Raw genomic sequence first — 20,592 nt, 5'->3', positions numbered from 1 at the left:
TGGGGCGGCGGTGTGAGAGGCCGCCGCCCAAACCGGGAGCGAAACTGCTGGCGCTTATTTCAGCAACCCGGCCTCACGGTAGAAACGCTCGGCACCCGGGTGCAGGGGCACGCCAAGATTGTCCATGCCGCCAAGCGCCGTTTCCAGTGTGATCAGCTTGCCCTTGGCATGGCCGTTGTCGAGCAGGTTACGGGTGTTGTCGTTCCACATCGCCTTGGTGATGCCATAGACCAGCTCCTCGCTCAGGTCCGAGGAGACGACCAGCAGCGCGCTGACAGCGGGCGTGTTAACGACATAATCCAGCCCTTCGTAGACACCGGCCGGGATCTTCGACGGGATATAGGCGGGGATGATGTCGTTGATGACTTTCATGTCCTCTTCGGTAAAGGAATGAAGCTCAAGCCCCTTGGTCGAGGCAAGCTGAACCACGGCGGCAACCGGCCAGCCTGCGGCATAGAAATAGGCGTCAAGCTGACCGTCGGCGAGCCGCTCAGAGGATTGTGCCAGATTCAGCTCGGCCTCTTCGATATTGTCGCGGGTCACGCCCCAGTTCTCGAGCATCTGCAGCACCGCGACCTGGGTGCCCGAGCCAGCCTGGCCGATGCCGACGCGCTTGCCCTTGAGATCGCCAAGATTGTTGATTGTGACGCCTTTTGGCAGAACCAGATGCAGGTCCTCGGGGTAAAGATTTGCGATGACGCGCAGCTTTTCGTGGATCTTGCCCTCGAACTTGCCCTCGCCAAGATACATGTCGCGGGTCACATCGGCCGCGGCCAGCCCGGCCTCAAGCTCGCCGTTCTGAACGGCGGTGTTGTTGTAGACCGAGGCTGTGGTTGATTGCGCGATGGCGATCAGACCCGGCACGCCGCACTGACCGCCCTCCTCGCAGGGGCGCGAGCCCGGCGGGGCCGAGATGCCGTTGGCGATGGTGCCGCCGATCGGGAAATAGGTGCCGCCGGCGCTTCCGGTCCCGATGCGGAAAAAGGTCGGATCCTGCGCCGCGACAGAGCCCGCGGAAACCAGCGTGGCAAGGGCCGCCCCGATGAAATACTTCTGAAGTCCCATTTGTTTCTCCCTGTTATCAAGTCGTGTCAGCAGCCTCTGCAGAGCCAGAGCGCGCTTGCGCCCATCAATGCGAAATCACAGTCATAAAATCCAATTGGTAATTTTATGGTTTTAATAGATTTTGCTGATATACTCGCGGTATGAACCTGCAACAGCTCGCCGTCTTTCGCGAAGTCATGGAAACCGGCTCGGTCAGCGCGGCCGCGCGCAATCTTGGCCGTACCCAACCCGCGGTCAGCGCGTCGCTCAAGGCGCTGGAGGTCAATCTAGGGATCGCACTTTTCGAGAGGGAAGGACGGCGCCTGGTGCCGGTGCCCGAAGCGCATTACCTGCTCTCCGAAGCGGCGGAAATCCTTGCGCGCGTGAACACCACGGAAATGAACCTTGTTGGCATGCGCAATCGCACCAGAGGCTCGTTGAGCGTTGTCGGGATGCCCGGCCCGTCGGTCTATCTGCTGCCCGATTTTGTCAGCCGGTTCGGGTCGAAGGCGGATGATCTGAAGATTTCGCTGTCGACGCGCAGTTCTCCGCAAATCCTGAACCTGATCGCCGCCCAGGCCTTTGACGTCGGATTTTGTGACCTTGGTTTCTGTGACATGTCCGCCGAGGATCTGAACAGCAGCCTCTATCACACCAAAACGATCATGAGCGACTGTCTCTGCGCGTTGCCCGCCCAGCATCCGCTTGCCGGGCGCGCGGTGATCGACGCGCGGCAGCTGAGCGGCGAAAGAATGGGCGTTCTTGCTGGCACTCATTCGACAAACCGGGATACGCGCGCCGCATTCGAACAGGCGGGGGCGGTATTCAATCCCAGGGTCGAGGCGCAGTACTTTATCCCCCTTCTGCGTTTTGTCGAAGCCGGGCAGATCTGTACCGTGCTCGACCCGCTGAGCGCGGAAACATACAAGCGCATGAATGGTGGCGAGGTCGGAATCTGGTTTGCCCGTTTCCTACCTTCGGTCCGCTTTGGTTATTCGATCGTGACCCCGAAACAGCGCCCATTGTCCTTGCTGGCGCAGGACTTTGTCGATGGCTGGAGCGACCATGTGCGTGAGATAATCGCCGATCACAGCTAGGTCTCCGATCCCTCGGGGGCGAGGGTGCGGTTCGATCGGTCCTATCAATGCGCGCTCAAACCTGCCCGTCGATCACCTGTCGCTTCAAAAAACGATAGAAACGGGGATCGTCGGCGCGGGTCACATTGATACGCAGCGCCGGGCGCGCCGGGTTCTCGTCCACCGCAAAAAGCCGTCCGGGGGCCAGCATGATACCGGCAGCACTCGCCTTGCGCACAAGTTGGCCCTCGTCGACGGTATGTGGCAGTTGCAGAAAGCTGTAATACCCCGTCTCCTGCGCGCAGAAGACATCCAGACCCAGTTTGCGCACCTTTCGGTGATAGTCCCGCCGCGCCTCTTCAAGGCGGTTCACCAGCTTGTTCAGATGGCGGCCATAGCGCTGGCTCTTGATCAGTTCGGCGATCACCATCTCGGAAAATCGCGAGGAATTGACGACCGTCAGCAGCTTGAGTTCGGTCAGCTCGCGCGCCACCTCGGGCCGGGCAATGACATAACCGACGCGGAAGCTGGCCGACAGAAGTTTGGAAAAGCTTGAAATCGCGATGACCGAGTTGAACGCATCAAGGGCTGAAAGCGGGACACCGGCATTGCCCGGCAGATCGGTGAACGGGTCGTTATCAATGACCATCAGCCCAAACCGCTGGGCCACTTGCAGCACCCCATGCGCGACGGGAAGGGACATCGAGCTTCCGGTCGGATTCTGACAGGTCGACTGGGTAAAGAACATCTTTGGCCCATGCGCCGCGGCCAGCGTCTCCATCACGTCAAGATCGGGTCCGGTTGGCGTGCGGGGAACGCCGATTGCCCGGATCTTGGCAAGCTTGAACTTGCCAAGCAGCGGGTAATATCCCGGGTCGTCGACCAGCACGACATCGCCGGGTTCCAGATAGCGGCGGATGATCAGGTCCAGCGCGTGATTGGCCCCAAAGGTCGTGACGATCTGGTCCGGGTGCACGCTCATATCCGCCCGATTGCTGCGCGCCGCGATCAACTCGCGCAGCTGCAAATGGCCGCTCACCCCGCCATAACCCGACGGATCGCCGACGAAATTCTTGAAGATATTCCCCTTCATCCGCAGCGGCAGAGCGTCATTCATCCAGGATTGCGGCGGGCGCCCATCGCCGACGCGAACGGGCAGCTTCTCTTGGTCAAGCTGCGCCGTCAGAAGCGTCAGCCGGTCCACGGCTTCGACGATATGCGCGGGTTGCGTGGCCTTGCTCAATGGGGCGGGCGTGCTGGCGCAGACAAAAAAGCCAGCGCCATGCACCGACCGTATCAGGCCACGTGCCGAGAGGCGCTCATAAGCCTCGATCACCGTGTTTTTCGAGACCCCGAACTCGTCAACCGCCTGGCGGATCGACGGCAGCTTCTGCCCGGGTTTCAGGCGGCCCTCGGTTATCCTGCTTTGGATGCTTTCGATCACTCGATCGATCTTCTTCATCTCGGCGCGCCTGCCACTGATCCCTTCTTTGAACGGGTACAGTTTTCAAGAACTGCTGGCAACTGTAACTTATTTTGCCCGGTTTTCGCAGATAGGTCTGGCGAATAACTGGAGGATCAGATGACAGGCAAGACGGGTCACATCGATGGTTTGAACTCGCGCATTGAAAAGATGCGAGATCTCGACCCCGCACAACGGCTGGTGCGCGTTGCCGAGGCGGCGGGCCTCGAGCCCGAGGCGATCAGCGCGCTGGCGGGTAACGGCGCCCTGCCCCTCTCGCTGGCCAACGGGATGATCGAGAACGTCATCGGCAAATTCGAACTGCCGCTGGGCGTGGCCACGAATTTCACTGTGAACGGCCGCGACTATCTGATCCCGATGGCGGTCGAAGAGCCCTCGGTGGTGGCGGCCGCGTCCTATATGGCGCGTATCGCGCGCGAGAATGGCGGATTCACCGCGCATGGCACCGCGCCCTTGATGCGCGCCCAGATCCAGGTGGTCGGGTTGGGTGATCCCGAGGGCGCCCGGCAGCGTCTCCTCGCCCACAAGGCCGCGTTCATGGAGGCGGCGGACGCTGTCGATCCGGTGCTTGTCGGGCTGGGTGGCGGCTGCCGCGATATCGAGGTTCACGTGTTCCGGGATACGCCGGTGGGCGCGATGGTCGTCCTGCACCTGATCGTCGATGTGCGCGACGCGATGGGGGCCAATACGGTCAACACGATGGCCGAACGGCTGGCCCCCGAGGTCGAGCGGATTGCCGGTGGCACCGTGCGGCTGCGCATCCTGTCGAACCTCGCCGACCTGCGATTGGTCCGGGCGCGGGTGGAACTGGCCCCGGAAACACTGACAACGCAGGGCTATGACGGCGCCGACGTGGCGCGGGGCATGGTCGAGGCCTGCGCGCTTGCCATCGTCGACCCCTATCGCGCGGCGACCCATAACAAGGGGATCATGAACGGCATCGACCCGGTCGTCGTCGCCACCGGCAATGACTGGCGCGCGATCGAGGCGGGTGCCCATGCCTATGCCGCCCGCACGGGTCATTATACCTCGCTGACCCGCTGGGAACTGGCGAATGACGGGCGGCTTGTGGGCACGATCGAACTGCCCCTGGCGCTTGGCCTTGTCGGCGGCGCGACCAAGACGCACCCGACCGCACGGGCGGCGCTGGCCCTGATGCAGGTAGAGACTGCAACCGAACTGGCCCAGGTCACCGCCGCCGTGGGTCTGGCGCAGAACATGGCCGCCATCCGCGCGCTGGCGACCGAAGGCATCCAGCGCGGTCACATGACCCTTCATGCGCGCAACATCGCGATCATGGCCGGCGCAACAGGCGCCGATATCGACCGCGTCACCCGGGTCATTGTCGAAGCGGGCGACGTCAGCGTGGCCCGTGCAAAACAGGTGCTGGAAAACACCTGACAGCTTCATAAGGGAGGAAAAGAAATGACAAATTTGAACAGACGGAACGCGTTGCAACTGGGTGCCGTGGCACTAGCCGCGCCTGCCATTCTTACCGGCGGAGCCGCCCGCGCCCAGGGGGTGACCCAGTGGCGGATGCAGGCCCTTTGGGGCGGCGGCACGACGCCCATGCTCTATGAAGAGAAGTTCTGTGCCCGGGTTTTGGAACTGACTGGCGGCACGCTCGAGATCACGCCGTTTTCGGGCGGCCAGATCGTACCGCCGGCACAGGCCTTTGATGCGGTCCGGGGCGGTGCGTTTCAGATGATGAAGACCTTTGATGGCTATACCGCCGGCAAGATCCCGGCGCATGGCTTCTCGTCCACGGTGCCGTTCGGCTTTCCCGAACCGGACCAGTACGAGGCATGGTTCTATGAGCGGGGCGGTCTGGACCTGGCGCGCGAAAGCTATGCGGCGGCCGGGCTGACCTATGTGGCGCCCACCGTCTATGGCGAAGAGCCGATCCATTCCAAGGTCGAGATCCGGGAAATCGCCGACCTCAAGGGCCTCAAGGGCCGCTTTGTCGGGCTTGCGTCCGCGGTGATGGCCGATTTCGGGGTTGCGGTGTCGCCGCTGCCCACTTCGGAGGTCTATTCGGCGCTCGACAAGGGGCTGATCGACGTGGCCGACCGCGGCGACATCAAGGCCAATTACGAGGAAGGCATTCACGAGGTCGCCAAATACCTGATCCTTCCCGGCGTCCACCAGCCGACGACCGCAACCTCTTACATCGCCAATACAGGCGCCTACGAAGCGCTGGACAATCAGCAGAAGGCCGCGCTGGCCGTCGCCGCGCGCGAAGTCTCGGGCGCGCTGCGTCAGGACATCCTTGTGTCCAACGGCGAATACCTGCGGAAATTCGCGGATGCGGGTGTCGAGATCATTGACTTTGATCCGGCCGATGTTGTGCAAGGGCGCGAAAGAGCGGTGGAGTCCTGGGCCAAGGCGGCAACCGATGACCTGTCCAAGCGGATGATGGAATCGCAGATGGCCCTGATGCAGGAACTGCGCCTGCTCTGAACCGGTAAAACAGCTATCGACCTCGGCACGCGGTGCCGGGGTCGTTGCGTCTCTCGAGGTAATTCATGACATCTCTCGCCCGGCGTATTACCGCGCTCAACCACAACCTGTTCATGTGCGCCAGATGGCTCGTTTTCATCATTGCGCTGATGATGCTGTGGGAAGTTCTATCGCGCTATTTTCTTGAGCACCCGACATCCTGGGCACCGGAGTTTGCAACACTTATCTTTGGCCCGTTCTTCTTGCTGGGCGGCCCTTATCTGTTGCATCTTGGCGGCCATGTCGCGGTCGACGTGCTCTCGGCGCGTGCGCAGGGGCGACTGGCGACGGGCTTGCGGCTCGCCGGTCTGGTCCTGGCGGCGGCTTTCGGCATCATCCTGCTCTGGTTCAGCCTGCCGCTGGTTCTGCAATCCTATCAGTACGGCGAAACCAGCTATTCCGCCTGGAACCCGGTTCTGTGGCCCGCCAAGGCGTTCCTTCCTCTTTCCGCGCTGTTGCTGGTGTTGCAGGCCATCGCGGATGCCATCGACATATTCGCGGAAGAGATACACGCCTGATGGAAAGCTCTTTCGTCCTTCTGTTCATGTTCACCTCGCTTGTCGCCTTCATGCTGAGCGGCGCGGGGCTGGCATTCGTGCTGGGTGCCATCGCCTTTATCTCGACGATCCTGCTTTGGGGCCCCGCGGCGCTGATCGTTGCGGTGCTGAACACGTTCGAGACCATGACATCCGAAGCGCTGATGGCGATCCCGCTTTATGTGCTGATGGCCTCGATCCTGCAGAAATCGGCGATCATCGACGCGCTGTATGACGCAATGGAAACCTGGTTTTCGCGGTTGAATGGCGGGCTGGCCGTGGGCACCATCGCGATCTGCACCATCCTGGCGGCCATGACCGGCGTGGTGGGGGCGGCGGTTGCGGCGATGGGCATTCTTGCGCTGCCCTCGATGTTGTCGCGCGGTTATCACCCGCCTCTCGCGCTTGGCGCCATCTGCGCCGGGGGCACGCTGGGCATTCTCATTCCGCCATCGGTCGTCACCATCGTTTATGCGATCACCGCCCAGATCTCGATCGGCCAGATGTTCGCCGCCGGGATCGTGCCGGGGCTGATGCTGGCGGGCAGCTATATGGCTTATGTTCTGGTGCGGACCTGGTTCAATCCGGCGCTTGCGCCGAAACCTGTCCACCTGAAACCGATCCCGCTGGCAGTCAAGCTCGGCAAACTCAAAAGCCTGATTTTGCCCGCCCTGGTGGTTATCGGCGTTCTCGGGTCGATCTATGCCGGCATCGCCACCCCGACCGAGGCCGCCGCCGTTGGCGTGCTTGGCGCGATGCTGTCGGCGCTGGTCACCGGCAAGCTGCGCCTGTCGGTCCTGTCAGACGCCGCGACCGATACTTTGCGTGTCACTGCGATGATCCTTTGGATCACCATCGGCGCTCGTGCCTTCATCTCGGTCTTCGTTGCCACCGGGGGTGCGGATTCGATCCTGACCTTTGTCGAAACGCTCGAGGCCTCGCGCTGGGTCGTGCTGGGGGCGATGGTGCTGATCCTGATCTTTCTTGGCCTGTTCCTGGACGAGATCGGGATCATCCTGCTGTGCGTGCCGGTGTTTCTGCCCATCGTCGACACACTGGGCTTTGACCCCCTGTGGTTCGGGGTGCTGTTCATGATCACCGCCCAGATGGCCTATATCACGCCCCCGTTCGGCTATACGCTGTTCTATCTGAAAGGCGTGCTGCCCGAAGGCATCGGGATCGGGCAGGTCTATCGCGGAGTGATCCCGTTCTTTCTGATCCAAGTTGCGATCCTGATCCTGTTCGCGCTGTTTCCCGCGCTGGTCACATGGCTGCCCGAACTGCTGACCCAGAATGCCAGATAAGGCCCTGCTCAAATGCGCATGCGGCACAAATTTGGGATGGAGGGCGCCTATTGCCCGGCGAGGCGATCAGTCCTTTGGGCCTGACGAAACACCGGGCTGGCCACACAGCATCAGCCAGCTTCGATCGCCCCGGCGCGCACTGGCGCCCGACAGCCGCATAAGGGTGACCGTCAGCGGCTGTTCCGGCAGGCCATCGGCGCGGCAGAGCCGCCCCGCCGCCAGATGCGGCGCCACCAGTGTCAGTGGCAGCCAGGCCACCCCGATGCCCCCCAGCGCATATTCGCAGGCGGCGAGTGTCAGCGCGGTCTCGGCGCGCACCTCGTAGGTGAAACCCGCCGGCAGGCGCGGCGCGACAAAGCGGTCGAACACCTGCCCCAAAAACACATCCGGCGGATAGCCGATCACCGGCATTGCGGTGCGCGCGCCCGCTGCCTCCAGCCCCGGCGCATGGACAGGGACCAGCAGGTCGGTTTCCAGCTCGGCCCGGTCAAAGGCCTGCGGCAGCATCGGGTCACGCTCGCCCGGCACCTCGTAGGCGACCGCGAAATCGGCCTCGCCCGACAACAACAGCATCAGGCATTCATCCCGGTTGCCCGAACGCACCCGGACCGAGATATCCTGAGACGCCGTCAGATCCCGCACGATCCGGGGCGAGATGGTGGTGGTGATCGCATGCTGGCAGACCAAGGTGACCCCGCGCCGGGCATCCTCGGCCGAGACCCGCAGATCCTGCTGCAACCGCCGCAACCGCCCGCTGAGTTCGCGCAGATCGGGTTCCAGTGCCAGCACGCCGGGCAGCACCGCCACCGGTTTGCGGCTGCGGTCGAACAGCGCCGCGCCGATCCGTTCCTCGATCCCGCGCACCCGGCGGGTAAAGGCCGGCTGGGTCAACAGCCGGCGTTCCGCCGCCGCCGCAAGCGACCCGGTGTCAATCACCGCCAGGATGTCGTCGATCCAGTCCAGTTGCATCGCCCTGCCCCACTAATATGCCGATCATGCATGTTATCCCGCGCAGTTTGCATTAGATTGCCCGTAAATTCGAGGGTAAGTTGCCCTAAACCCAATTCAGGAGTTAAGCCCATGCATCTTGCCCGCTATCCCCGCCGCTTCATCGCCCATCTGCCGACGCCGCTGGAACGGCTGGACCGGCTGACCGCCGAACTGGGCGGGCCCGAGATCTGGATCAAGCGCGACGACTGCACCGGCCTGTCCACCGGCGGCAACAAGACCCGCAAGCTGGAATTCCTGATGGCCGAGGCCGAGCTGCAAGGCGCTGACATGGTGATGACGCAGGGCGCGACCCAGTCCAACCATGCCCGCCAGACCGCCGCATTCGCCGCCAAGCTGGGCATGGATTGCCATATCCTGCTCGAGGACCGGACCGGCTCGAACAACGCCAACTACAACAACAACGGCAACGTTCTGCTCGACCATCTGCATGGCGCCACCACTGAAAAGCGCCCCGGCAGCGGTCTGGACATGAATGCCGAGATGGAAAAGGTGGCCGAGAAGTTCCGCGCCGACGGGCGCAAGGTCTATACCATCCCCGGCGGCGGCTCGAACCCGACCGGCGCGCTGGGATATGTCAACTGCGCTTTCGAGATGCTGAACCAGTTCAATGAGCGCGGGCTGAAGGTGGACCATATCGTGCATGCCACCGGCAGCGCGGGCACCCAGGCAGGGCTGATCACCGGGCTTCAGGCGATGAACGCTCAGATCCCGCTCTTGGGCATCGGCGTGCGTGCGCCCAAGCCCAAGCAGGAAGAGAATGTCTATAACCTGGCCTGCGCCACCGCCGAGAAGCTGGGTTGCCCCGGTGTCGTCGCGCGCGAGGACGTGGTGGCCAATACCGACTATGTCGGCGAAGGCTATGGCATCCCGACCGAAAGCGGGCTGGAGGCGATCCGCATGTTCGCCGAGCTTGAGGCGATCCTGCTTGACCCGGTCTATTCGGCCAAGGGCGCGGCTGGCTTCATCGACCTGATCCGCAAGGGTCATTTCAAAAAGGGCGAGCGGGTGGTGTTCCTGCATACCGGCGGCGCTGTGGCGCTGTTCGGCTATGACAACGCCTTTGACTATTCGGGACGCTGGGTGGCCTAAGGCCACCCCTACCCCCCCTTTCCTGCCAAGGACATAACCGATGGTATCGGCGCTCAAGTCCCGTTGGGACACCCACTTCGGTGGCATTCTACTGGTTTGCGTTGTGGCGGCCGCCGCTACCTTTCTGTCCGAGCATTACGGGGCGCCGGCGATGCTGTTCGCGCTGCTTATCGGCATGGCCTTTCACTTTCTGCATCGCGATGCCGCCTTTGCCCCCGGCCTCGACTTCTCGGCCAAGACACTGTTGCGGTTCGGGGTCGGGTTGCTGGGCCTGCGGCTGAGCATCGGCGATGTGGAAAGCATCGGCTATGGCGCCGTGGGCGCGGTTGGGGGCTTTGTGCTGGCCACGCTCGCCTGTGGCGCCATGCTGTCCTATCTTTTTGGTCGCCGCATGGCCTTTGGCCTGCTGGCAGGTGGGTCGGTGGCTATCTGCGGGGCCTCGGCCGCGCTGGCCATCGCCTCGGTCCTGCCCGCGCGGGCCGATCGCGAGCAGGACACGCTGTTCGTGGTGATCGGGGTGACCGCGCTGTCGACCATCGCGATGATCGCCTATCCGATCCTGTTCGCCAGCCTGGGTATGAGCGACCTGCAATCGGGGTTCCTGATCGGCGCCACCATCCACGACGTGGCGCAGGTGGTGGGCGCGGGCTATTCCATCAGCGACGAGGCAGGGGTGATCGCCACATTCGTCAAGATGGTGCGGGTGGCCCTGCTTCCGGTGGTGATGCTGGTCGTGATGTTTAGTTTTCGCGGCGCGCAAAGCCAGCGGGTCACCCTGCCCTGGTTCCTGGTCATGTTCATCGTTCTGGCGGTGCTGGCCAATGCCGGCGTGGTCCCTCAGGTCGTGATCGACGCCATCGGCACCCTGTCGCGCTGGTGCCTGGTGATCGCGATCTCGGCGCTGGGGGTCAAGACCAGCCTGGCCACCATCGCGCATGTCAAGCCGAGCTATGGGGTGATCCTGGTGGTCGAAACCCTGTTCCTGCTGGCTATCGCCATCGGTTTCGTTCTGCTGGGCGGGGTCTGATCGCCCTGCGGACATGTAGCGGGGACCGGGCGTAGACCGGTCCCGTTGTCATGCCGTTGACGGAGTGGCGAGGAGAGCGATTCCTCCTTCCATTCGGGATTTGAAATGTGTCAGCAAATCGCCTAGGATCGTTTCCACAAAATCGTCAAGCCAGCCCTTTGGACGCTTAGTTGTTAAAAAACCAGAATAAAACTCTGTTGACCATTGATTGTTGTTACCCTGTCCGGGGGCAGTTTTTCGAAGATTGATCTGCGTCAATTCTCGCGCATGCGATCCATATTAAGAATGGAATAAGTCGATCCTGGGGAGATGCGCATCAGCAGGTGAAAAGGATGCGGATACAGGCTTCTGCCCTAGGGGGGAAACGGATTGAAAGACCTGATTGGTGAGTTGCATGCGCAACGAAATGGCAGGTGAAGCGAAGGGAATGATAGGGCCGCGCCTGCTCTCGGGTCTTGTTTTGGTGCTTGGTTTTCTCGGTACGGAACTCGTTGCAAAGGGGGAATGCAATGAAGACGGCGGTTGGAAAATGACTGTGTCGGCAGCATCCGGCGACATCCTGAATAGTGTCAGCAATCAGCGCGAAGCGGATGAGAATACGCTTGCTCTGGCAGGTCAGCATCGCGACTTGCTTGAGGCGGCTTTGACCGCAGCGGGTCAGCGCGGCGCGTCCGCCGATATCTTTGTCGTGACGGCTCCGGCCTTTACGGATGCCACAGCGGGACCGGTTTCCTGGCCACCGGCAGGGGCACAGCTGGCTTCGCCCTGGCTGACAATGTCACGGACCGGGACGGGGCGCCTGACGCTCACCCTGTTCGTGTCCGACCTGCGCGTGATCGCAGACGGCGCCTTGCAGGCGCGCGGCGCCGCGCCCGCGGATTACCGGACAGGACCGGGTTGGCGCAGCATGACATTTTCCTGTCTGGCGCAAGCTGCGGAGTCCTATGTATCGCATGTTTCCGCCAGCCAGCCGCCCGAAAGCTGGGTCGCCGGGCAAGAATGCGTGCCCCCGACATTTGCCGGGCCGATGGCCTGGTTGTTTCGTTCGGCGCCACAGAACTTTTTCGCTCCGTTCGACATGACCGTGATGAAACGGATCGAAGCCGCGCGCGGCAGCAGCACTGCATTTTACGAAGCCCTGTATCGCGCGCTTATCCGCCATGGAGTTGCGCTTCTCGCCAGCGAAGCCGGGAGCGGTGACGCCTGGTGGCACGATGCGTTGCGTGAGGTTACCGAGTGATCTCGTGGGGTACGAGGTAGGAATTGACCGGTTGCGGAAAGAGAGGCCGCACCGACAGCAGATTACACATTTGGGGGAACGAACATGACTATTGAAACAGTTTTGTCGCATACGACATTCACCGGTTACACGGCCGCGCAGCGAACAATTCTCGAAAACGCGCTGCGCGACATGTACGCGAATTCGGCAACAGGCAAGATCCTGTTGGACAAGGTCACCGCCGCCTTGCCGCTCGACATCAAGTTCGTTGCCGGAGAGGCCCAGGCCTTTAGAGGAACCGGTCGGGTCGAGCTGGATTTCGCGGCGGTTGCCAATCTGGCCTATTTCGATGCCAACGGCAAAGGTGTTGCGGTCGAGATCGAACATGTCTTGCGGCACGAACTTGTTCACGCGCTCCAGGGGATCGGGGACAGCCCGCGGGGCACGACCAGCACCGACAGCGCCAAGGGGCCGACGCTGGTATTTGAAAAAGCCATCAACGACGAGATGTCGAAATCGAACCGCCTGTCCTATGAAGGCGTCGATTCCGACACCGCCATCATTCCCGGCACCGATTACACCGGCGGGGCTGCCATCGACCTGGCATTGGCGCGCTCGGGCAACGAGGACACTTCGGGCAACAATCCGGCCACCAACGACCTGCTTTGGGGTCGCGGCAACGGCAGCAACTATTTCAAGTCGGGCAACGGCACCGACTATCTTTACGGCAATGGAGGCAATGACGTCCTCGAAGGCGGCGGCGGCAATGACTCGGTGAACGGTGGCACCGGGACTGACCGGGCCGTGTTCAGCGGCAATTGCAGCGACTACACGATCACCTCCAATGCCAATGGCACCATCACGATTGCGGACAACCGGGCCAACAGCCCGGATGGTACCGATACGCTGAAAGATGTGGAATATGCCCGTTTCGCCGATGGCGAGATGAACCTGACCACCGGCGAGTTCGCCTGCCCTGGTCAGAACGTGGTGATCGTGATCGACAAGACCGGCTCGATGTCCAATGACATCGCGGCGGCAAAGGCGGCGGCGATCGAGATCGCCAATGCCCTGTTCGGAACCACCGAGAAACCGGTGGCCAGTACCCTGGCGATCGTCACCTATTGGGACAGCAACACGGTCACCAACCTGTCGTTCACCAAGCATGACAGCGTGGCCGACCGCAAGGCGGCGGCGCTGGCGGCGCTGAACAACCTGTCGACCTCGACTTCGGGCATGACCGAGAACCTGAACACGGCGCTGTTGCATGCCATCAATGGCAATGCGGGCACCTGGGATACCCGCAACAAATCCAACAAGATCATCGTGTTCACCGATGAGGATGCCGACGACCCGCACCTGCGTGCCGAAGTGGTGAGCAAGGCACTCGCCGCGGATATCGCGGTGCCGCCACCGCCTGTCGGCAATGCAGTGCCGTTGCAGAGCGCGATCGAGCAGGTTCAGGGGACGAATTTCGTCGATTATACCGACACCCCCTTCTCGGATCCCTATGGCGCGGCACCGCTACAGATCCTGCCGGTGGTGATCGGCAACAGCTCGACGGCGAACTCGGATCTTGAATCGCTGGCCGATCAGACCAACGGGCAGGTTTTCAACGCAAGCACCAGCGATCCCTCGCAGGCGGCCCAGAATGTCATCGCGGCCATCAATGCGTCGTCGGGCACAGACGGTGACGACAGCCTGACCGGTGACGATAACCCCAACTCGATCGGGGGTCTGGCCGGCAATGACACGATTTCGGGCGCGGGTGGCAACGACACCCTGTCTGGCGGCCCGGGCGACGACGTCCTCAATGGCGGGGCCGGCGACGACAGCCTGCGCGGAAACGCTGGCTATGACACAGTTGATGGTGGCGCCGATACCGACACGGTTGTGGTGAATGCCAACAGCACCGATGTGAACATCATCGGCAGCTCGGATCCCATCACCATCCAGAGCCCGGATGGCGATGTGGTCATCAGCAATGTCGAGTTCGTGCGTTTCCTCGACCGGACTATGGCGGTGTCGACTCTGGCCACGCTGACGACGGTCAATACCTTCGGTGGTCGTGGCGACGACAGCATGGACGGCGATGCCAATGGTAACCGGCTCTGGGGGCGCGAGGGCAACGATACCGTCAACGGCAACGGCGGCAATGACACCCTGAATGGCGGACTTGGAAATGATGCCGTCAATGGTGGCGAGGGTGCCGATCAGCTTTCCGGCGGCGGCGGCAACGATACCCTGGACGGGGGCGACGGAACCGATACGGCGGTGTTCGACCTTACCAGCGCCAGCGCTTCGGTCGATGGGCCGGACGATGCGCTGAGGGTCGACACCGGCCAGGGGATTGTCACCCTGCGCAACATCGAATTCGTGCGCTTCACTGACAGGACGTTCAACCTCACTGACCTGCAGGCCTTGCGCGATCAGACCCTGATCGGGACGCCCGGGAACGACACGTTGCGCGGCAGCTATGGCAACGACACCATTCTGGGTCTCGACGGCGACGACGAGCTGGACGGCGGGCTGGACAACGACGTTTTGAACAGCGGCGAAGGCCAGGACACATTGCTGGGCGGACCGGGTGACGACCTTTTGCGGGTTACGCAGACGATCGCCCCCACGGTGGTCGACAATACGGTAAGCAACCCGGTGTCGAACCCGATGACCCTGCCCGAGAACTGGTCGCTGGATGCGTTTGGCGATGTCGCCGATCCGACCACCGTACCGCACCAGACGCTTGCGATCACCGGTTCCGACGAAACGCAGGAGGCCTTCCGCTTTACCGCCACTGCCGGACAGATCTGGACCTTTGATATCGACGGTGCGGATTTCGATACCGTGCTGGCGCTATACGACAACAACGGCACGCAGATCACGTCGAACGACGACAGCAGCACCTCGAATGGTGCCGGTGGTTCGACCAGCGGGCGGGATTCCTTCATTCAGCACACGTTTGCGGCCGATGGCACTTATATCATCGCCCTGCAACGTTATGGTGGTGGGACGATCTCGTCGACGCAGATGGCAACCCTGAACATCTCGGCCACGGGGGTCACGGTGCCGCCAGTGACGACAACGGACGCCAATCTGCTGGATGGCGGCGCCGACAATGACACGCTCGAAGGCGGCGGCGGGGATGACACGCTGATCGGCGGCCTGGGTGACGATTCGATGACCGGTGGCGCGGGTTCCGACACCGCCATCCTGGCCACGTCGCAGCAGTTTGTGTCCGGTCAGAACGTGACCGGGGGCGTTCAGCTCACCTCGTCGCAGGGGGTCGATTTCCTCGGGTCCGACATCGAATTCGTCCAGTTCAACGATGGCACTCTGACCTTGGCTCAGGCGGCGGCGCTGGCCGGAACCGTCCCCAGCGCCATCAACGGCACCAATGCAGGCGAGGCGGTGGATGGCACCACCGCGACGGAGATCATCAACGGTCTGGAGGGCGCCGACTGGATCTCTCCGGGTGGTGGTTCGGATACCGTCGATGGTGGTCCGGGCAATGACATGTTGAGCTTTTTCAACCTGCCCGACACCCCGGGGCGGACCAACCTGGATTATCGCCTGACCATCGACATGGGCGCGGGAACGGCCGTCAGCCATGACGGGGCCGAGCGGATCCAGTTCGCCAATATCGAGCGGCTGACCGGCACCATCTTTGCCGATCACATCACCGGCAGCTCGAGCGACGATTACATCCGGGGTCTGGGCGATTACGACTGGATCGTCGCGACCGAGGGCGCCGACACGATCGACGGCGGTAACGGTCAGGACATGATCTCGTTCCTGGAATGGCAGAATACCGACCCGAACACGATCAGCGACGCCTTTACGCCGAACGGCGCCCCGCCGACGGGCGCGCAGGCAACCGGTGTTCTCGTCAATCTGGCCAACCCGACCCAAAACACCAATCTGGCAAGCGGGCTGACCCTTGTCAGCGTCGAGCGGGTGACCGGCTCGGCGCGACAGGATGTCTTTTATGGCGATGACGGGCAGAACGATTTCCGGGGTCTGGGCGATTTCGACTGGTTTGTATCCTCGGATGGCGGGCGTGAACGCTACTATGGCGGAGACGGTGTCGACACGGTGACCTATTTCAACGCGCCCGGCGCGGTGACGGCGAACCTGCGTAACGGGGCCGTCGTGAACGGCAACGAATCCGGTTACGGGACCCAGGGCTGGGCCGCGCGGGACCTGTATTTCGAGATCGAGAACCTGGTCGGTTCGAACTTTGGCGACCATCTGACGGGGTCTGCCGACCGAAATCAGCTCTCGGGCCTCGACGGGGACGACTTCCTGTTTGGCTTCGGCAATATCGACTATCTCAAGGGGGGCGCCGGCAATGACACGATCGACGGTGGCGGGTCTTCGGACTATGCGCTGTTCGATGGTGATCTGGTCGATTACACGCTGACACGGACTGCCGAGAACCGCGTGACGGTGGTCGGCCCGGATGGCAATGACAGCCTGATCGACGTGGAATACTTCCGCTTCGACGATCAGGATGTGCGGATCTGGGACCTGCCCTTGGTCTGAGGCTAGGGACCGGCATCGGCTATCGGGCAGGCAAAGATCTGTCCGGGGCCGCCCGCCGGGGTCGTTGCCCGTGACCACCGCCACCGCGGCATCTGACGCGGTGGCTTCTTTGCTCAGAGCGTGGATCAGGCCAACATGTCCTGATCCACGGCATTACTGACCCAGTTCTTCAAGGATGTAGCGGGCGATTGCGTCCAGCGTCTCTTCGCCAAGATAGGTCTGCGGCGGCATTTCGGGAAAGCCGTCGCGCTTGCGCACGGGATTGGAGATGTAGTTCACCATGCCGCTCGGGTCGCCGTCATAGAGCGCCTGGATCGACTGTACCGAGGGGCCGTGCAGGACGCTGTCATAGGCGTGACAGCCGGTGCAGACCGCCAGATAGGTCAATCGACCCTTCTGTTCACGCGTATAGACCGGCTCGTCCGCACCGCCCTCGATCCGCGCGGTGACAAGAGCGGCACTGTTCTCGTCGGCGCAGTCCTGCCAGCGGTTGGTGCCCAGCGTATCGACCCCGTCGGCCGGCAGGACACAGCTGTCGCGGCCCTTGCCCATGGCCAGAACCTCGATCCCGGTCCGGCCGGTCGCCGTCAGCATGTCGGCCAGCATCCCGTTCATGTTCTCGCCGTTGTTGCGCCAGGTGTTGCCCAGCACCCGGACCCCGTCGGAATAGGGGTCCAGCTTGGGGTCGCTGTCCATGCCAAAGGTGATCAGGTCGGCCACGAACACGCCGACATTGTCATTATCGGCGATCTCGTTGTCCACGATGGTGATGTTGTCGGGCCCCACCACCAGAATGCCGGTGCCGCTGGGAACGCCCGCCGCGATCGAGCTTGCGGGGGCAAAGTTCTCGTGGTTGTTGCCAATGATGCGGTTGTCGCGGATGACCTGAGAATGCGCGTCCTTGACCGGCAGGCCAGGCACCAGCGTCAGCGTGATGCCGGCGGCATTGTCGTAGACATGGTTGCCCGCCATCAGCGCGTTGCGGGTGTTCTCGAACTCGATCCCCATCACATTGCCGAAGGCCACGTTGTCGATCACGTCCACATTGTCGGACATGCCCACATAGATGCCTGCGTCCTCGGCACCGGTGACGGTGTTGCCGACCACCAGCCCGTTGCGGCCGAATTGCGGGAAAATGCCGTAAAAGGCGCCTTCGACATAGTTGTTGGAGATCTCGAAGTTGTTGGCCCCCTGGGTCATGATCCCGTTGCCCTTGTAACCGGTGACCTTGAACCCGTCGATGACGATGGAATGGCCCGAGGCGATGATGCCGTCGTTGAGCTTCATCTCGCCATCCAGCAGCGCCCAGGCGTCGCCCTTGCGCAACCCGCGCAGGGTGATGTGCGGTTTGTCCACATAGACCGACTGGTGATAGGCGCCCGGTTCGACCAGAATGGTGTCGCCCGGTGCGGCCAGATCGACGATAGCCTGAATATCGCCGCCCGAGGGTACGGTCAGCTCCGCCGCCATCGCGGTCGACCCCAGAAGAGAGGCGATCACCGCCCCTCGCAGAATGCCAGTGTTTTTCATCGCGTGTCTCCGTTCACTCAGTTGAGGTCGTCGGGCTTCTTGCCGGTCAGCGGGTCGGCGCCGCCATGGCCAAGGGCCGCCATTTCCTTGCGGGGGTCGAGTTGCGGATGCGCCGCCAGTATCGCGCTGCGGTGCCCGGCCATCTGCCGGGCCAGATCCGGCGCACCGGCCCGCAGGGCCAGGCCGCCGAGATATTTCATCTCGTCTGCGTAATCCTGCGGGTTCTCTGTCGAAGGGTCGATGCTGGCCGCGTGCCGCAGAAGCGCCAGCGCCTTGTCGGTCTCGCGCTCGCCCAGATAGGCCTCGACCAGGGTGTGATGGACGCTCAGATCGGTGGGATTGAGCGCATGGGCCTGTTCGAGCAGGTCGATCGCGGCCAGGATATCGCCGCCCAGGAACTCGGGCAGCACCGCCAGGACCTGCCCCAGCAACAGCGGCCCCAACCCGTCGAGGGCCTCGGGATTCTCGGCGATGGCGATCTGCAGATCCTCGAGCGCAGCCGCCACGGCAGTATTCTGCACCTCTGGCGGAGTTTCACGCAACGTAGAGGCCAGAAGATAGGCGGCGCGCAGCAACCGCGCCTCGGTCAGCTTGGGGACCAGCGGGTCGATCCGGGTCATCAGCGTTTCGGACCGCTCGCGCGCCTGCTCCCAACGCAGGCCCAGTTCGGTTGCCATTTCGATGCCCTGATAATGGGCTGAATAGCTCTTATCGAGGACCTCGAAGTAATCGAGATGGGCACCCAACACCTGCAGATGGGTCTCGATATTGTCGGTTCGAAAGGTCGCGACTGCCCAGATCAGGTTGGTCGGCAGCGACAGGGCCTCCATCGCGCGCGCCCCGTACTCGGTGGCGCAGCCCATCGCGGCGCGGTCCCATTTGCTGGCTGCGTCCTTGGCAAAGGCGGCCATCAGCGCCGCGTCGCCTTCGATTCTGGGGCAAGCGATCCGTTCGGCGGCGGCGGCGCGATATCTCGCCTGCACCTCTTCGTTTTGCAGGTCCGACAGGACCGATCCGGTCTGGGCCGAAAGCGGCGGGCCCAGCAAGGTGGCGCAGGTGCCCAGCAAGGCGAATGTCTTTCCATATCCGGTCATCTCAAGTCTCTCCTTGTCTCAATCCTGGGGAAGCAATCCAGATGGCAGCGTGTCGGGGCGGCGGGGCATCAGGCTCTCGTCTTCGAGCGCACCCAGAAAGGCGACGATATCGGCCACGGTTCCGGCGCTCAGCTTGGGCCCATCGGTCATGTGCACATGCCAGTGAATGCGCAGGTCCTGCCCCTCGGGTGCGGCATGGCCGGCGGTGTTGTTGTAGAAATCGACCACACCCTTCAGCGTGTCGAACTGGCCTGCGTGGAAATAGGGTGCGGTGCGGGTGATGTTGCGCAGCGTGGGCGTCTTGAACGCGCCCAGACGCGCCGGGTCCGCCGCGAGCGCCCCGGCGCCGGGATCGGCAAAGCCGCGCTCATCAGCGGGCGCCCCCACCACCGCCAGTTCGAAATCGGTGAACAGCGGCGGGATGTGGCATTGCGAGCAGCGTGCGACAAAGCCGCGAAACGCGTTCATGCCACGAATTTCCTGTGGGTTCAGCGCCGTGGCATCGCCATGGGCATAGCGGTCATAGCGGCTGTTGAGGCTGATCAGGCTCGACTGGAACGCTGCCAGCGCAATTGCGGTGGTCTCAAGGCTCGGGCTCTTGCCAAAGGCGGTCTGGAACAGTGAAACGTAACCCGGTGCGGCGTTCAGTGCCGTTTCGATCCCATCGGCGTTTGCCGCCATTTCGGCGGGGTTGAACAGCGGCAGCAGCGCCTGCTGTTCCAGCGTCTCGGCCCGCCCGTCCCACATCAGCGACGACGCAAAGCCGACATTCCACAGGCTCGGGGTCGAGCGGTTCAGCTCGGTCACACCAAGGCCGCGCTTGCGGCCATCGGACAGGCCCTGTGCCGGATCGTGACACGAGGCACAGCTGAGATCGCCGCCACTCGACAGGATTGGATCAAAGAACAGATAGCGGCCAAGGTCGATCTGTTGCGGCGTATAGCGGTTCGCTGGCGGATCGAGCCGGGCGCGCAGCCCGCCATGCTGAGGCGGGCTGTCGTAGAACTGGTAGAGCGTCACCAACTCGCAAGTGCCGTCGGCCAGCAACTGAAAACTGGGCGGACAGGTTTCTGCCAGCGTGATCTCGTCCGCCATGACGGGCGCGGCCAGTGCCATGAGAAAGAGCCAGGCCCGCATC

The 20,592-nt window shown here is 62.7% G+C and carries 15 protein-coding genes; 9 read left to right on the top strand and 6 right to left on the bottom strand.

Features of this window, described 5'->3' with window-relative positions:
- Positions 1-54: 54 nt before the first annotated feature.
- Entirely contained in the window at positions 55-1,065 is a 1,011-nt protein-coding gene (locus tag SPO_RS20670) for a TAXI family TRAP transporter solute-binding subunit (RefSeq protein ID WP_011241947.1), read from the bottom strand.
- A gap of 140 nt (positions 1,066-1,205) precedes the next feature.
- Between SPO_RS20670 and SPO_RS20665 the strand changes: the two genes are divergently transcribed.
- Positions 1,206-2,141: a LysR family transcriptional regulator gene (locus SPO_RS20665; protein WP_011241946.1), complete on the top strand. Its 936-nt coding sequence runs from the start codon at positions 1,206-1,208 to the stop codon at positions 2,139-2,141.
- Positions 2,142-2,196: 55 nt separating this feature from the next.
- Here the strand turns inward: SPO_RS20665 and SPO_RS20660 are convergent, their stop codons facing one another.
- The gene (locus tag SPO_RS20660) at positions 2,197-3,582 is read right to left on the bottom strand and encodes a PLP-dependent aminotransferase family protein (protein WP_011241945.1); all 1,386 of its coding nucleotides are present in this window, start codon (positions 3,580-3,582) and stop codon (positions 2,197-2,199) included.
- A 120-nt stretch (positions 3,583-3,702) separates the two neighbouring features.
- Between SPO_RS20660 and SPO_RS20655 the strand changes: the two genes are divergently transcribed.
- The 4 genes from SPO_RS20655 to SPO_RS20640 all read left to right on the top strand — a co-directional run bounded on the left by SPO_RS20655 (position 3,703) and on the right by SPO_RS20640 (position 7,942).
- Positions 3,703-5,004 carry a hydroxymethylglutaryl-CoA reductase, degradative gene (locus tag SPO_RS20655; RefSeq protein ID WP_011241944.1) on the top strand — a complete coding sequence of 434 codons (1,302 nt, stop codon included), beginning with the start codon at positions 3,703-3,705 and terminating at the stop codon, positions 5,002-5,004.
- Positions 5,005-5,028: 24 nt separating this feature from the next.
- Positions 5,029-6,063 (top strand): TRAP transporter substrate-binding protein DctP, encoded by a 1,035-nt coding sequence (gene dctP, locus SPO_RS20650; protein ID WP_011241943.1) that lies wholly within the window; start codon positions 5,029-5,031, stop codon positions 6,061-6,063.
- A gap of 65 nt (positions 6,064-6,128) precedes the next feature.
- Positions 6,129-6,620: a TRAP transporter small permease subunit gene (locus SPO_RS20645; RefSeq protein WP_011241942.1), complete on the top strand. Its 492-nt coding sequence runs from the start codon at positions 6,129-6,131 to the stop codon at positions 6,618-6,620.
- Positions 6,620-7,942, top strand: coding sequence for a TRAP transporter large permease (locus SPO_RS20640; RefSeq protein WP_011241941.1), 1,323 nt, complete (start codon positions 6,620-6,622; stop codon positions 7,940-7,942). The genes SPO_RS20645 and SPO_RS20640 overlap by 1 nt, the downstream gene beginning before the upstream one ends.
- A 66-nt stretch (positions 7,943-8,008) precedes the next feature.
- Here SPO_RS20640 and SPO_RS20635 read toward each other — a convergent pair whose 3' ends face one another.
- A complete protein-coding gene (locus tag SPO_RS20635; RefSeq protein WP_011241940.1) occupies positions 8,009-8,911 on the bottom strand; it encodes a LysR family transcriptional regulator in 903 nt (300 codons plus the stop codon).
- A gap of 111 nt (positions 8,912-9,022) precedes the next feature.
- Between SPO_RS20635 and SPO_RS20630 the strand changes: the two genes are divergently transcribed.
- The 4 genes from SPO_RS20630 (at position 9,023) to SPO_RS20615 (ending at position 16,830) form a co-directional block, all read left to right on the top strand.
- Entirely contained in the window at positions 9,023-10,042 is a 1,020-nt protein-coding gene (locus SPO_RS20630; RefSeq protein ID WP_011241939.1) for a D-cysteine desulfhydrase, read from the top strand.
- Positions 10,043-10,082: 40 nt separating this feature from the next.
- Positions 10,083-11,069 (top strand): YeiH family protein, encoded by a 987-nt coding sequence (locus tag SPO_RS20625; RefSeq protein ID WP_011241938.1) that lies wholly within the window; start codon positions 10,083-10,085, stop codon positions 11,067-11,069.
- 394 nt (positions 11,070-11,463) lie between these two features.
- Positions 11,464-12,309, top strand: a complete 846-nt coding sequence (locus SPO_RS20620) for a hypothetical protein (protein ID WP_044029522.1) — start codon at positions 11,464-11,466, stop codon at positions 12,307-12,309.
- Between the two features lie 84 nt (positions 12,310-12,393).
- Positions 12,394-16,830, top strand: a complete 4,437-nt coding sequence (locus SPO_RS20615) for a beta strand repeat-containing protein (RefSeq protein ID WP_011241936.1) — start codon at positions 12,394-12,396, stop codon at positions 16,828-16,830.
- Between the two features lie 153 nt (positions 16,831-16,983).
- Here the strand turns inward: SPO_RS20615 and SPO_RS20610 are convergent, their stop codons facing one another.
- Genes SPO_RS20610 through SPO_RS20600 form a run of 3 tightly spaced genes read right to left on the bottom strand, consistent with a single transcriptional unit; the run spans position 16,984 to position 20,591 of the window.
- Complete coding sequence (locus SPO_RS20610; protein ID WP_011241935.1) at positions 16,984-18,360, bottom strand: parallel beta-helix domain-containing protein; 1,377 nt, start codon at positions 18,358-18,360, stop codon at positions 16,984-16,986.
- A 17-nt stretch (positions 18,361-18,377) separates the two neighbouring features.
- The gene (locus SPO_RS20605; RefSeq protein ID WP_011241934.1) at positions 18,378-19,454 is read right to left on the bottom strand and encodes a tetratricopeptide repeat protein; all 1,077 of its coding nucleotides are present in this window, start codon (positions 19,452-19,454) and stop codon (positions 18,378-18,380) included.
- Between the two features lie 18 nt (positions 19,455-19,472).
- Positions 19,473-20,591, bottom strand: coding sequence for a cytochrome-c peroxidase (locus SPO_RS20600; RefSeq protein ID WP_044029520.1), 1,119 nt, complete (start codon positions 20,589-20,591; stop codon positions 19,473-19,475).
- Position 20,592 lies beyond the last annotated feature (1 nt).

It is taken from the genome of Ruegeria pomeroyi DSS-3, assembly GCF_000011965.2.
GTDB lineage: Bacteria > Pseudomonadota > Alphaproteobacteria > Rhodobacterales > Rhodobacteraceae > Ruegeria_B > Ruegeria_B pomeroyi.
This window is presented reverse-complemented; position numbering and strand designations above follow the sequence as displayed.